Raw genomic sequence first — 13,291 nt, 5'->3', positions numbered from 1 at the left:
GGTTCGCCCCTTCGTCTTGCCGGGCTGCGAGAGTGCGGATATTTTCATTAAAATCTTCACGATACAGTCCCGGACCCTCTCCAACATGCCCGAAACCCGCCCCTCCCTGACCCTTACCCTGCTGCAGGCCCGCGAAGCGGCCATGAGTTTCTTCCGCCCGTTGCTCAACCAGCACGACCTGACCGAACAGCAATGGCGGGTGATCCGTCTCCTGCGCCAGCACGGCGAGTTGGAGAGCTACCAACTGGCCGACCTCGCCTGCATCCTCAAGCCGAGCATGACCGGCGTGCTGGCGCGCCTGGAACGCGACGGCATGGTGGCGCGGCGCAAGGCCCCGCAGGACCAGCGCCGCGTGCTGGTGAACCTGACCGAGAAGGGCCAGCAGTGCTTCGTCTCCATGAGCTCAGGGATGGAAGCCAACTACCAGAAGATCCAGGACCAGTTCGGCGAGGCCAAGCTCAAGCAGCTCTTCGACCTGCTCAACGAGTTCAAGCAGATCAAGCCCTGAGGCCAGGCCCATGTAGGGTGGACCACGCTTTACCGGTCCACCGGCTTTTGCCGGCAGGATAGGGCGAGGTTCTCGCAGTTCGCTGATGGTGGAAATCCTCTTCGAGGATTTTCACCCTACCTGTTCTGTGCGAGACCATCCCCATGAAAAGTGCAATCGAGACTTCGTAACGTCCATTCTGAGGGCTTGCCCTCCATCCCATAATCGCCCTGCACCCACCTGGGTTATCGCCTCTCGGCAGCGCCTGATCCGGCTATCAGGACCGCTTCGGCCCGGCGGCGCCACCTCTAACAATAAGCAGGGCTCCGACATGAAAAAGCCAAACCCTCTCCTCGATGACCTGAAGGCCATCCTGCCGGCCATTGCCGCCAACGCCTCGAAGGCGGAGCAGCTTCGCCAGGTTCCGGACGAGAACATCGCCATGCTCAAGGGCATCGGCCTGCACCGGGCCCTGCAGCCGAAGAAGTACGGCGGCATGGAAATCTCCCTGCCGGAGTTCGCCGATTGCGTGGTCGCCCTGGCCGGCGCCTGCGCCAGCACCGCCTGGGCCTTCAGCCTGCTGTGCACCCACAGCCACCAGTTGGCGATGTTCCCCGCGCAGTTGCAGGAAGAGGTCTGGGGCGAGAATCCCGACGCCACCGCCAGCAGCTCCATCGCGCCGTTCGGCAAGGTGGAGGAAGTGGAAGGCGGGGTGATCTTCAACGGCGAGATGGGCTGGAGCAGCGGCAGCGACCACGCCGAGTGGGCCATCGTCGGCTGCCGTCGGAAGAGCGCCGAAGGCGAGCTCAGCTACTGCTTCGCCGTGCTGCCGCGCAGCGACTACCAGATCCGCGACGACTGGTTCGCCGCCGGCATGAAGGGCAGCGGCACCAAGACCCTGATCGTCAAGGATGCCTTCGTGCCCAACCACCGCATCCAGGCGGCCAAGGACATGATGGAAGGCAAGTCCGCCGGTTTCGGCCTCTACCCGGACAGCAAGATCTTCTACGCGCCTTACCGCCCGTACTTCGCCAGCGGTTTCGCCGCCATCAGCCTGGGCATCGCCGAGCGCATGCTGGAGGCCTTCAAGGAGAAGACCAGGAACCGCGTGCGCGCCTACACCGGCGTCAGCGTCGGCACCGCCACCCCGGCGCTGATGCGCCTGGCCGAGTCCACCCACCAGGTGGCCGCCGCCCGCGCCTTCCTCGAGAAGACCTGGCAGGAGCACGCCGAGCACGGCGAGCGCCACCAGTACCCGAGCCGCGAGACCCTGGCCTTCTGGCGCACCAACCAGGCCTATGCGGTGAAGATGTGCATCCAGGCCGTGGGCCGCCTGTTCGAAGCGGCCGGCGGCACCGCCTGGTTCGAGAACAACGAGATGCAGCGGCTGTTCCGCGACTCGCACATGACCGGTGCCCATGCCTATACCGACTACGACGTCTGCGCGCAGATCCTCGGCCGCGAGTTGATGGGCCTGGAGCCCGATCCTTCCATGGTCTGAGTCCTGGCCCCCATCCCTCACCTGCTTGCCGGGCGGCTCCGCGCCGCCCCCTTCGAACGATTGCGCGGCCGTCCCATGAGGCGGCCGCCAGGAGCTGCGCCATGTCCTCCCAAGAAAGCCTTTTCGATTCCCGTGCCTTCCGCCGCGCCCTGGGCAACTTCGCCACCGGCGTCACCATAGTCACCGCTACCGCGCCCGACGGCACCCGCGCCGGGGTCACCGCCAACAGCTTCAACTCGGTGTCCCTGGAACCGCCGCTGATCCTCTGGAGCATCGACAAGCGCTCCAGCAGCCTGGCGGTGTTCCAGCAGGCCAGCCATTTCGCGGTGAACATCCTCGCCGCCGATCAGATCGACCTGTCCAACCAGTTCGCCCGCCCGCGCGACGACAAGTTCGAGGGCGTCGCCTTCGACAGCGGCATCGGCGGCGCGCCGCTGTTCCCCGACTGCGCGGCGCGCTTCCAGTGCGAGATGCACCAGCAGGTGGATGGCGGCGACCACGTCATCCTCATCGGCAAGGTGCTGGCCTTCGACGATCTCGGCCGCTCACCGCTGCTCTATCACCAGGGCGCCTATTCCATGGTCCTGCCGCATACCCGCATGACCCAGAAGACGGAAGGCCAGCCGGCTTCCAGCGCCTTCCAGGGACGCCTTTCCCACAACCTCTACTACCTGATGACCCAGGCGGTGCGCGGCTACCAGGCCGACTACCAGCCCAAACAGCTTTCCACCGGCCTGCGCACTAGCGAGGCGCGCATGCTGATGGTCCTGGAGAACGACGCCGGCCTCGACCTCTGCGACCTGCAGCGGGAAGTGGCGATGCCCAGGCGCGAGATCGAGGAAGCCGTGGCCATCCTCAAGCGCAAGGGCATGGTGGCCGATGCCGGCGAGCGCTATGTGCTCACCCCGGCCGGGGTGGAGCAGGCCGAGGCGCTCTGGCGCATCGCCCGCGAGCAGCAGGACAAGGTGTTCGCGCAGTTCAGCGAGGAGCAGGTGGAGACCTTCAAGCAGATGCTCAGGGCGGTGATTGCGTTGGGGTGAAGGCATTACCCGGAAAAGACAATGGCGCCCCATGGGGCGCCATTTTTGTGGGTTGTGGCTGAGCTTGCGAAGCCCAACGAATCAGGGGCGTGTCTGGACGTCGGGCTTCGTTCGGCAGGACTGCGTCCTGCTTGGCGAATGAATTCGCCCCTACAGGAAGCTGCCGGGGCGCTCAATACACCCCACCACCCCCGCCCACCGGTTCCTGCGTCCCCTTGAACGCTCCCGCCAGGCTCTGCAGCCCGCGCATCAGCACTGTGGCATCCACCCCCACCGCGACGAACGCGGCGCCAAGCTCGATGTAGCGGCGTGCCAGGGCCTGGTCGGCCGAGAGGATGCCCGCGGCCTTGCCGGCGGCGCGGATGCGGACGATGGCGTCTTCGATGGCGGCCTGAACTTCCGGGTGGCCGGGGTTGCCGCGGTGGCCCATGGCGGCGGAGAGGTCGGCTGGGCCGATGAACACGCCGTCGACGCCGTCCACGGCGGCGATGACGTCCAGGTTGGCCAGGCCTTCGAGGTTCTCGATCTGCACCAGCAGGCACATCTGCTCGTCAGCCTGGTCGAGGTAGCCGGGGATGCTGTTCCAGCGCGAGGCGCGGGCCAGAGCACTGCCGACACCGCGGATGCCGAAGGGTGGATAGCGCATGGCACGTACCAGCTCGGCGGCCTGCTCAGCGGACTCCACCATGGGCACCAGCAAGGTCTGGGCGCCGATGTCCAGCAGTTGCTTGATCAGTACCGCATCACCAACGGGTGGGCGAATGATCGGCTGGGCGGGGTAGGGCGCGATGGCCTGGAGCTGGGCCAGCAGGCTGCGCAGGTCGTTCGGCGCATGCTCGCCGTCCAGCAGCAGCCAGTCGAAGCCGGCGTTGGCCGCCAGCTCTGCGCAATAGGCGTCGGCGAGTCCGAGCCAGAGACCGATCTGAGGCTGGCCGGAATGTAGGAGGGCCTTGAAGCGATTGATGGGGAGTGACATTGGCATCTCCATGAAGAAGGTGGGGGCGGCGCCGGCGCTGGCGGTGGGAGGAGCTGCCACACTCTCTACAGCCAGCACCGGGCCGACGCCCCATTAGACGAAGCGGCAGGCGATGGAGCCCAGCTGGTCGTAGTCGACGTGGAAGGTGTCGCCGGGGGCGGCCGCCACCGGGCGGGTGAAGGAGCCGCCGAGGATGATCTGCCCGGCTTCCAGGGTGACGTCGTAGGGCGCCAGCTTGTTGGCCAGCCAGGCGACGCCCTTGGCCGGGTGGTTGAGCACGGCGGCGGAGACGCCGGATTCCTCGATCACGCCGTTGCGGTAGAGAATGGCGGGCACCCGGCGCAGGTCGATCTCGCTGGGGCGCACGGCGCGGCCGCCCATCACCACGCCGGCGTTGGCGGCGTTGTCGGAGATGGTGTCGAACACCTTGCGGGTGACCTTGGTGTCCGGGTCCACCTGCTGGATGCGCGCGTCGATGATCTCCAGCGCCGGGATCACCCATTCGGTGGCGTCCAGCACGTCAAAGACGGTGCAGTTGGGGCCGCGCAGGGGCTTGCCGAGGATAAAGGCTAGCTCCACTTCCACGCGCGGCACGATGAAGCGCTCGAAGGGGATGTCGCTGCCTTCGTCGAACAGCATGTCGTCCAGCAGCGCACCGTAATCCGGCTCGGTGATGTTGGACGACACCTGCATGGCGCGGGAGGTGAGGCCGATCTTGTGGCCGACCAGCTTGCGGCCGTCACGGATTTTCTGCTGCACCCAGGCGCGCTGGATGGCGTAGGCGTCGTCGATGCTGATGGATGGATGGTCCAGGGAGAACTGGCGCACCTGCTCGCGGGAACGCTCGGCGGCGTCGAGGCGGGCGGCGGCCTGTTGAATGATGGATGCGTCGAGCATGGGGGGTTCCTTGGATCGGCTGTGGTGCCAGGATTGCTTCTGTAGGAGCGAGCTCTGCTCGCGAATAACCCCAACGACCGGGATCGCGAGTAGAACTCGCTCCTACAGGGGCTACGCGCCCTGGTTCTTGAGGAAGGCGTGGACGTTGTTCTGCCTGTAGTTGAGCTCGGCGTTCAGCTCGCTCATCTCCAAGGACAGTGCCAGCAGGCGGCGAGCCTGGAGTTCGGCGAAGTGCGCCTTGATCACTTCGAACAGCGCGTCGGCGACCTGTCGGCGGGTTTCCAGGCTGCGGCCGCTGCCAACCTTCAGGCTCATGTGGACGAAGGCGTAGTCGTGCCTGCCGTCGGCCATCCGCCAGGTGTCCAGGCGCACGCCGCGGCTGCGGATGCCGCCGAGGGGAAACACCCCGGACTCGTCCAGGCAGGCGTGGACCTTCTCGAACAGGCCCGGCAGGTCGGCGTCGGCTTCGATGTTGTCGGTGTATTCGGCGATGAAGTGGGGCATGACGGCGCTCCTCAGAGGCGGCTGCCGGACGTGTTGCCGGCCGGATTCGAGGCCTGGGCGGCGGGGATGGCGGAGCCGTCCTGCGGGGTGACCGGGAACACGGCGTTGAGCTGGCCGGTGCCGGAGGAGCCGAAGTAGGGGGTGACGATCTCGGCCTTGCCGTCGTACTTCGACCAGCCCAGGGCGCCCAGCAGCATCGCGGTGTCGTGCATGAAGCCTTCGCCGTGGCCCTTCGCCGCGTACTCCGGGAGCATGGCGCAGAAGTCTTCCCAGTCGCCGTCCTGCCACATCTGGATCACGCGGTGGTCGAGGGTTTCCAGGAAGGGGCTCCAGACCCGGGTGGCGAACTCCGGCGCCTGGCCGTTCTGCGCGAAGCGGTGGGACAGCGAGCCGCTGGCGAGGAAGGCGACCGTGCCGTCGTAGTGTTCTTCCACCGCCTTGCGCATGGCCCAGCCGAGACGGGCGCTGTCGTTCAGGTAATGGGAGGTGCACAGCGCCGAGACCGAGATGACCTTGAAGTGCTGGTCGGCGTTCATGTAGCGCATGGGCACCAGGGTGCCGTATTCCGGGGCCAGGGTGGTGGCGTCGTGGGCCATGGTTTCCACGCCGAGGCGGTTGCATTCCTCGGCCAGCAGGCGGCCCAGCTGCGGGTTGCCGGGGAACTCGTACTCCATGTTGCTGATGAAGTGCGGCAGCTCGTTGCTGGTGTACAGGCCCTTGAAGTGTGGGCCGCAGTTGATGTGGTAGTTGGCGTTGACCAGCCAGTGGGTGTCGAACACCACGATGGTGTCCACCCCCAGTTCGCGGCAGCGGCGGCCGATCTCGATGTGCCCGTCGATGGCGGCCTGGCGGAAGCCCTGGCGCGGGCCCGGCAGTTCGGACAGGTACATGGACGGGACGTGGGTGATCTTGGCGGCGAGAGCGACAGTGCCCATGACGTTGACTCCTGATTTTGTTGTTCGGTCGGTTGCACGCCGGCACGGGAGGGGAACGCATTCCCCTCCATTATTCGGTGATTGCCTCAAAGGCCCCAACGGGGAATGTGATGGCTGCCCATGGAAATGCACACGTTCTTGATCTCGGCGAACACCTCGAAGCTGTACTGGCCGCCCTCGCGGCCGGTGCCGGAGCCCTTCACGCCGCCGAACGGCTGGCGCAGGTCGCGTACGTTCTGGCTGTTGATGAACACCATGCCGGCCTCGATGCCACGGGCCAGGCGATGGGCCTTGCCGATGTCCTGGGTCCAGATGTAGGAGGCCAGGCCGTACTCGGTGTCGTTGGCCAGGCGCAGCGCCTCGGTCTCGTCCTTGAACTTCATCAGGCAGACCACCGGGCCGAAGATCTCTTCCTGGGCGATGCGCATGCGGTTATCCACATCGGCGAACACCGTCGGCTGAATGAACTGGCCGCGCGACAGGTGCGCCGGCAGGTTGGCCGGGCGCTCCAGGCCGCCGGCCAGCAGGGTGGCGCCTTCCTCGATGCCGATGCGGATGTAGCCGGTGACCTTGTCGTAGTGGGCCTGGGTGATCATCGAGCCGACCTGGGTCTTCGGGTCCTGCGGGTCGCCGACGATCAGGCGCCTGGCGCGGGCGGCGAACTCGGCGACGAAGCGGTCGTAGACGCTCTCCTGGATGAAGATCCGCGAGCCTGCGGTGCAGCGCTCGCCGTTCAGCGAGAAGATGGTGAACAGCGCGGCGTCCAGGGCGCGGTCGAGGTCGGCGTCGTCGAAGATCAGCACCGGCGACTTGCCGCCCAGTTCCATGGAGTACTTCTTCAGGCCGGCGGTCTGCATGATCTTGCGGCCGGTGGCGGTGCCGCCGGTGAAGGAGATGGCGCGCACGTCCGGGTGACGGACCAGGGCGTCGCCAGCGGTGGCCCCAAAGCCCTGCACCACGTTCAGCACGCCTTTCGGGATACCCGCTTCCAGGGCCAGGCGACCCAGCTCATTGGCGGTCAGCGGAGACAACTCGCTCATCTTCAGCACCGCGGTGTTGCCCAGTGCCAGGCAAGGCGCGGTCTTCCAGGTGGCGGTCATGAACGGCACGTTCCACGGCGAGACCAGGCCACAGACACCCACCGGCTGGTACAGGGTGTAGTTGAGCATCTGGTCGTCCACCGGGTAGCTGTGGCCGTCCATGCGGGTGCAGACCTCGGCGAAGAACTCGAAGTTGTGCGAGGCGCGGGGAATCAGCACGTTCTTGGTCTGGTGGATCGGCAGGCCGGTGTCCAGGGTCTCCAGCTCCGCCAGGTGGGGTACGTTCTGGTCGATGAGCTCACCCAGCTTGCGCATCAGTCGGGCGCGGACCGATGCCGGGGTGTTGGCCCACTTGGGGAAAGCGTCCTTGGCGGCGGCCACGGCGGCGGCGATCTCTTCGGCACCACCGCTGGCGACTTCACCGATGGGCTCCATGGTAGCCGGGTTGTAGTTGACGAAAGTCTCTTTGCTTTCGACTTCCTGGCCGTTGATCCAGTGCTTGATCATGCTGCTCATGCCTCTTGCTTGCGGGCGAAGAACTCGCCTTCGCTGATGATGCGATTGACCAGGCGACCCACGCCTTCGACTTCCACCACCACCTCATCGCCCGGCACCACGTCGGCCAGGCCCTCCGGCGTGCCGGTGGCGATCATGTCGCCCGGCTGCAGGGTCATGAAGCTGGAGAAGTATTCGATCAGGTAGGGGATGTCGAAGATCATGTCCGCGGTGGTGCCTTCCTGCTTCAGCTCGCCGTTCACCCAGGTGCGCAGCTTCAGCTTCATCGGGTCGGCCACATCGGCGGCGTCGACGATCCAGGGGCCGACCGGGGTGGTGGCGTCGCGGTTCTTCACCCGCAGGTTGGGGCGGTAGTAGTTCTCCAGATAGTCGCGGATGGCGTAGTCGTTGCAGACCGTGTAGCCGGCCAGGTAGGCGAGGGCGTCTTCGCGCTTCACGTTGCGCGCCGGCTTGCCGATCACCGCCACCAGTTCGCACTCGTAGTGCATGTAGGCGACGTTGTCCGGGCGCCAGCTGACCTGGTTGTGGCCGGTGTAGGTGCCCGGCGACTTGATGAAGGCCAGCGGCTCGGTGGGCGCCTTGAAGGCCAGTTCGGCGGCGTGGTCGGCGTAGTTCAGCCCCAGGGCGAACATGCTGCCGGTGGCTGGCGGCAGCCACTGGACCTGGTCTTCGGCCAACAGGCGACCATCGGTGAGGCGGACGGCGTTGTCCGCTTCCACGGTCACGGCGTGGACTTCGCCCTGGTAACGGATGCGTGCGTGTTTCATCTCGGGCTCCTTATTCCGCGACCAGGGTGTTGGCGAGGCGGCCGAGGCCGCTGATTTCCACTTCCACGAGATCACCCGGCTGCACGTCGACGCGGCCTTCCGGGGTGCCGGTGATCAGCACATCGCCCTCGTGCAGGGTCATGAATTCGCTGATTTCCTCGATCAGCTGCGGGATGCCGCGCACCAGGTTGGCGGTGCTGTTCTCCTGGCGCAGCTGGCCGTTGACGAAGAGCTTGAGGGTCAGGGCGTGCGGGTCCGGCACCTCGGCGGCGGGGACGAATTCCGGGCCGAGGGGGCAGAAGCCGTCACGGCACTTGGCCTTCACCGCCGGGCGGTAGTAGCTCTCTTCCGGCAGGCTGAACTCGTTGACGATCACATAGCCGGCCACATGGGCCAGGGCGTCTGCGGCACGCACGCGGCTGGCGCTCCGGCCGATCACTACGCCGAGGGCCGGGCCCGGCTGCAGGTGCTCCACGCCTTGCGGATACACCACCGGCTGGCCATGGCCGTTGCGGGTGTTCGGCGTCTTGATGAACAGCACCGGCTTGACCGGCGGCTTCTGGTAGGGCGGCTGCTGGAATTCGTCCAGACGGCTCGCCAGCAGGCCCCGGTAGTTCAGCTCAACGCCGAACAGGGTGCCGGTGGCGACTTGGTCGAGTGCGGGGCGCATGGTCGTCTCCTGTGGAAAAAAGCGGGTGGAGCGTGACGGATCGCCACCCGTGAACGAGGGTTTCGTTAATGTATTAACGTTATATTTAACATGTTAATGAACGTCAAGTCTTGTCGGCTTGCCGCCGGTCACCGAAGCTGTGCGCAAGCAGCGGAGAAAGGTCGCCATGGCAGAGCGCCAACCCATTCCAAACATCAACATCGGCCAGGTCTACGACCAGCGCTACGCCGACGCCGAGGTGCACTACGAGGCCCTCGGCAAGCTGGCGGACTTCTTCGGCCGCAACATGCCGGTGCACCGTCACGACCGCTTCTTCCAGGTGCATTACGTGAAGAGCGGTGCGGTGCGGGTCTACCTCGACGAGCAGCAGTACCGCCAGGAAGGGCCGCTGTTCTTCCTCACGCCGCCGACCATTCCCCATGCCTTCGTCACCGAGCAGGACGCCGACGGCCACGTGCTCACCGTGCGCCAGCAACTGGTCTGGCCCTTGCTCGAAGCCGAGCAGGGCCTGGCCGACGGGCCGCAGATCGCGCCGGTGTGCGTGGCCTTCGCCGAGCTGGGGGAGGAGTACCGCGAGGAGGCGCAGCGCCTGGACCGGATGTTCGACCAGCTGCGCAGTGAGTTCGGCGCCCAGCGGCCGGGGCGCGAGGCGGCGTTGTCGGCATTGACGCGGCTGATCTTCATCAGCCTGTTGCGCCTGTCGGCCCGCTCGCTCAAGGCGCAGCCGGCGCGCCATGAGGACCTGCAGGTGTTCCATCGCTTCAATGGGTTGATCGAGGCGCACTACCGCGAACATTGGTCCCTCGGTCAGTACGCCAGCCAGATGGGCGTGACCGAGGCGCGCCTGAACGATATCTGCCGGCGCCTCGCCGACCTGCCGTCCAAGCGCCTGATCCACGACCGGGTGATGCAGGAGGCCAAGCGCCTGCTGCTGTTCACCGGCAGCTCGGCCAACGAGATCTGCTACCTGCTGGGCTTCAAGGACCCGGCCTATTTCAGCCGCTTCTTCGCCCGCAATGCCGGCATGTCGCCGGGCGAGTACCGCCAGCGCAGGGCGGGGGACAAGGAAGAGGCGTGGCGTTGAGGTGAAGTCTTCGCCCTACGTTGAGCTTTCGCAGGTTGGCGCCAAGCGAAGCGCGGCCAATGATCGTTCCGGGCGACGAAACATTGGGCTTCGCAGGCTCAGCTCCACCCTTACGGCAGGACTGCGTCCTGCTTGGCGAATGAATTCGCCCCTACAGGATTGCGCCGACGGTGGGCCGAGCGTCACCCCTCTCCTCTTCAGGGGGAGAGGGCTGTTGCCTACCACAGCGCCAGCGTATACCCGAGGATGACGCGGTTCTCGTCGATATCCTGGGTCAGCCCGTCGCCCGAACGGAAGGTGACGTTGCGCAGGCGGACGTTGAAGCCGCGCAGCGGGCCGCTCTGCACCACGTAGGCGAGGTCGGTGTCGCGCTCCCACTCGCGGCCGTCGCGCACCGCGCCCTGTTTCACCCCGTCACCGCTGACGTAGCGGGTCATGAAGCTCAGCCCCGGAATCCCCAGGCTGGCGAAATCGTAGTCGTAGCGCAGCTGCCAGGAGTCTTCCTCGACCTTGGTGAAGGTGTTGAAGGTCACCAGGTTGACCACGTAGGGATCGCCGCCGGTAAGGAAGGGGAAGGCGCTGTCGCCGGACAGCCGCTGCCAGGCCGCCGAGAAACGCTGGGCGCCGGCGGTGAGGCTGAGCATGCCGTTGAAGTTGCGGTTGTCCACCCGTCCGGCCTTGGCCGAACCGCTGTCGCGGCTATCGAAGTAGCGCAGGTCGGTCTTCAGGCCCAGGCCTTCGCCCAGGGGCAGGCTGTGCACCAGGCCGGCGAAGTGCTGGCGGTAGATGTCCTGCAGCTCCGAGCTGTAGGCGGTGAGGGCGAGGTTGGGGTTGACCGCCCAAGTCCCGCCGGCGAAGTCGAAGCGGTCGCTGGTCTGCCCGGCGAAGCCGATGTCGTCGCGGCTGGAGGAATCGCGCAGGTTGGTTTCGGTGAGGCGCCCGGCATTCAGGGTCAGGCCGTCGATCTCCTGGCTGGTGAGCATGCCGCCGCTGAAGGTCGAGGGCAGCAGGCGGGTGTCGTTGTACATGGCCACCGGCAGCGTGGGCAGCAGGGTGCCGACCCGCAGGGTGCTCTTCGACGCGCGCACCTTGGCGGTCAGTCCCAGTTCGCTGTAGTCGTCCACCGGCTCCTTGCTGGTGGGGCCGAAGGGCAGCAGGCCGGTACCACGGCGGTCGCGGTTGGAATCCAGTTTCACCCCCAGTTCGCCCAGGGCGTCCAGGCCGACGCCGAGCGTGCCTTCGGTGAAGCCGGACTCGAAGCGGGCGATGAAGCCCTGGCCCCATTCCGCCGCCTTGGACTGGGGCGCTCCGTCCTGGCGGAAGTCGCGGTTGATGTAGACGTTGCGCAGCTCGAGGCTGGCCTTGCTGTCACCCACCAGATCGGCGGATGCGGGAGCGCTGCAGAGCAGCGCCAGCAGGGTGAGGAAGGGAATATCGCAAGTGCGTTGCAGTGGGGTCCTGATCATTGTTCTTGTCTCCAGGAGGCCGTTTCGGGAACCCCAGCGAGGGCTCTGGTCCTCTCGCTGGAGGCGCAGATTGTTAGCATTTGATTAATATCTTAACAAACTGTTTTTTGTGTTTCCCTGCCAGATGACCAGCCGTTTGGTGGTTTTTGCGGAAAGTCATTATTTTATTAACTATCTGATATTTAAAGTATTTATTGCTTTATTTGGGCAACGGAAAGCCGATTTGAGTGGGCCGGCGGGATTTGTCTGTGGTTGACAGCTTCATTTTAAAAGTTAATGTGTTAACGAGATCTTGAATCTGTTAACGAGATCCGGGCCGCCGATGCTGCGTTGCGGGGTTGGGTGGCTCACACGAGTACAAGAACAACGAGGCTCACCCCATGAAGATGTCCAAGCTCGCCGTCCTCTTCGCTGCCGCCTGCACCTGCGGTGCGGCCATCGCGGAAACCTCTTACACGCTCAAGGTGGCGCACTTCCTCCCCGCCAACTCCAACGCCCAGCGCAACATCATCGAACCCTGGTGCCAGCAGCTCGGCGACGAGTCCGCCGGGCGTCTGAAATGCCAGCTCTATCCCTCGATGCAACTGGGCGGCACCCCGGCGAAGCTGGCCGACATGGCGCGCAACGGCATCGCCGATATCGTCTGGACCGCGCCGGCCTACTCGGCGGGCAAGTTCCCGCGCATCGAGGCCATGGAGCTGCCCTTCATGCTGCCGGCGGGTGCCAGGGCCAGTAACCCGATCATCTGGCGCTACTACGAGCAGTACGCCCGGGACGACTTCAAGGGCTACAAGGTGCTGTCCATCCATGGCGACGGCGGCATGGACATCCACACCCGTGGCAAGGCGGTGGCCAGCCTCGCCGACCTGAAGGACCTCAAGCTGCGCGCCTCCAGCCGCACCGCCGCCAAGCTGGTGGAAGCCCTCGGCGCCACCCCGGTGAGCATGCCGCCGGCGCAGATGACCGAGTCCATCTCCAAGGGCGTGGTGGATGGCGCGCTGGCTTCCTGGGAAGTGGTGCCGCCGACCAAGCTGGACGAGGTCACCGACCATCATTCGGCAATTCCCGCCGGCCAGCCGGCCCTCTCCTACACGGTGCTGGCGATGCTGATGAACGAACGCAGGTTCAACAGCCTGCCCGAGGACCTGCGCGCCATCCTCGAGCGCAACAGCGGCCCGGCTCTCAACGAACGCTTCGCCAGCGCCTGGGACGCCTTCCTCGACAAGGCCCGCGCCGCCACCCCGGCCGAACAGATGGTTCCCATCGACGAGCCGGCCTACGCGGCCATGCGCCAGGCCGCCGCGCCGGTGGCCGATGCCTGGGCCGCCGCCGCCACGCAGAAGGGACTCGACGGCAAGGCGCTGCTGGAAGGCGCCCGCACGCTCTCCACCAGCGCCCGGTGACCGAC

General features: G+C 65.9%; 13 protein-coding genes. 5 read left to right on the top strand and 8 right to left on the bottom strand.

What is annotated here, in order from left to right:
* Positions 1-85: 85 nt before the first annotated feature.
* The 3 genes from hpaR (at position 86) to ACFPU0_RS07350 (ending at position 3,028) form a co-directional block, all read left to right on the top strand.
* Complete coding sequence (gene hpaR, locus ACFPU0_RS07360) at positions 86-508, top strand: homoprotocatechuate degradation operon regulator HpaR (protein WP_377692200.1); 423 nt, start codon at positions 86-88, stop codon at positions 506-508.
* 310 nt (positions 509-818) lie between these two features.
* The gene (locus tag ACFPU0_RS07355; RefSeq protein WP_377692199.1) at positions 819-1,988 is read left to right on the top strand and encodes a p-hydroxyphenylacetate 3-hydroxylase oxygenase component; all 1,170 of its coding nucleotides are present in this window, start codon (positions 819-821) and stop codon (positions 1,986-1,988) included.
* A gap of 101 nt (positions 1,989-2,089) precedes the next feature.
* A complete protein-coding gene (locus tag ACFPU0_RS07350) occupies positions 2,090-3,028 on the top strand; it encodes a p-hydroxyphenylacetate 3-hydroxylase reductase component (RefSeq protein WP_377692197.1) in 939 nt (312 codons plus the stop codon).
* Positions 3,029-3,200: 172 nt separating this feature from the next.
* Here the strand turns inward: ACFPU0_RS07350 and hpaI are convergent, their stop codons facing one another.
* The 7 genes from hpaI to ACFPU0_RS07315 form a co-directional block, all read right to left on the bottom strand.
* Complete coding sequence (gene hpaI, locus ACFPU0_RS07345; RefSeq protein ID WP_377692196.1) at positions 3,201-4,004, bottom strand: 4-hydroxy-2-oxoheptanedioate aldolase; 804 nt, start codon at positions 4,002-4,004, stop codon at positions 3,201-3,203.
* 93 nt (positions 4,005-4,097) lie between these two features.
* Positions 4,098-4,901 (bottom strand): 2-oxo-hept-4-ene-1,7-dioate hydratase, encoded by an 804-nt coding sequence (gene hpaH, locus ACFPU0_RS07340; protein WP_377692195.1) that lies wholly within the window; start codon positions 4,899-4,901, stop codon positions 4,098-4,100.
* Positions 4,902-5,012: 111 nt separating this feature from the next.
* Entirely contained in the window at positions 5,013-5,405 is a 393-nt protein-coding gene (locus ACFPU0_RS07335) for a 5-carboxymethyl-2-hydroxymuconate Delta-isomerase (protein ID WP_377692194.1), read from the bottom strand.
* 11 nt (positions 5,406-5,416) lie between these two features.
* On the bottom strand, positions 5,417-6,340 hold the full coding sequence (hpaD, locus tag ACFPU0_RS07330; RefSeq protein WP_377692192.1) for a 3,4-dihydroxyphenylacetate 2,3-dioxygenase: 924 nt from the start codon (positions 6,338-6,340) through the stop codon (positions 5,417-5,419).
* 86 nt (positions 6,341-6,426) lie between these two features.
* Positions 6,427-7,887, bottom strand: a complete 1,461-nt coding sequence (gene hpaE, locus ACFPU0_RS07325; protein WP_377692449.1) for a 5-carboxymethyl-2-hydroxymuconate semialdehyde dehydrogenase — start codon at positions 7,885-7,887, stop codon at positions 6,427-6,429.
* A 5-nt stretch (positions 7,888-7,892) separates the two neighbouring features.
* Complete coding sequence (locus ACFPU0_RS07320; RefSeq protein ID WP_377692191.1) at positions 7,893-8,663, bottom strand: fumarylacetoacetate hydrolase family protein; 771 nt, start codon at positions 8,661-8,663, stop codon at positions 7,893-7,895.
* 10 nt (positions 8,664-8,673) lie between these two features.
* Positions 8,674-9,333: a fumarylacetoacetate hydrolase family protein gene (locus tag ACFPU0_RS07315; RefSeq protein WP_377692190.1), complete on the bottom strand. Its 660-nt coding sequence runs from the start codon at positions 9,331-9,333 to the stop codon at positions 8,674-8,676.
* Between the two features lie 166 nt (positions 9,334-9,499).
* On the opposite strand from ACFPU0_RS07315, the gene hpaA reads away from it, so the two are divergent.
* On the top strand, positions 9,500-10,417 hold the full coding sequence (gene hpaA, locus ACFPU0_RS07310; RefSeq protein WP_377692189.1) for a 4-hydroxyphenylacetate catabolism regulatory protein HpaA: 918 nt from the start codon (positions 9,500-9,502) through the stop codon (positions 10,415-10,417).
* A 218-nt stretch (positions 10,418-10,635) separates the two neighbouring features.
* Here hpaA and ACFPU0_RS07305 read toward each other — a convergent pair whose 3' ends face one another.
* On the bottom strand, positions 10,636-11,883 hold the full coding sequence (locus tag ACFPU0_RS07305) for an OprD family porin (protein WP_377692188.1): 1,248 nt from the start codon (positions 11,881-11,883) through the stop codon (positions 10,636-10,638).
* A 380-nt stretch (positions 11,884-12,263) separates the two neighbouring features.
* On the opposite strand from ACFPU0_RS07305, the gene ACFPU0_RS07300 reads away from it, so the two are divergent.
* Positions 12,264-13,286 carry a TRAP transporter substrate-binding protein gene (locus tag ACFPU0_RS07300; RefSeq protein ID WP_377692187.1) on the top strand — a complete coding sequence of 341 codons (1,023 nt, stop codon included), beginning with the start codon at positions 12,264-12,266 and terminating at the stop codon, positions 13,284-13,286.
* The last annotated feature ends 5 nt before the right edge of the window (positions 13,287-13,291 follow it).

Origin of the sequence: Pseudomonas sp. GCM10022186 (genome assembly GCF_042656385.1) — a bacterium.
GTDB lineage: Bacteria > Pseudomonadota > Gammaproteobacteria > Pseudomonadales > Pseudomonadaceae > Metapseudomonas.
This window is presented reverse-complemented; position numbering and strand designations above follow the sequence as displayed.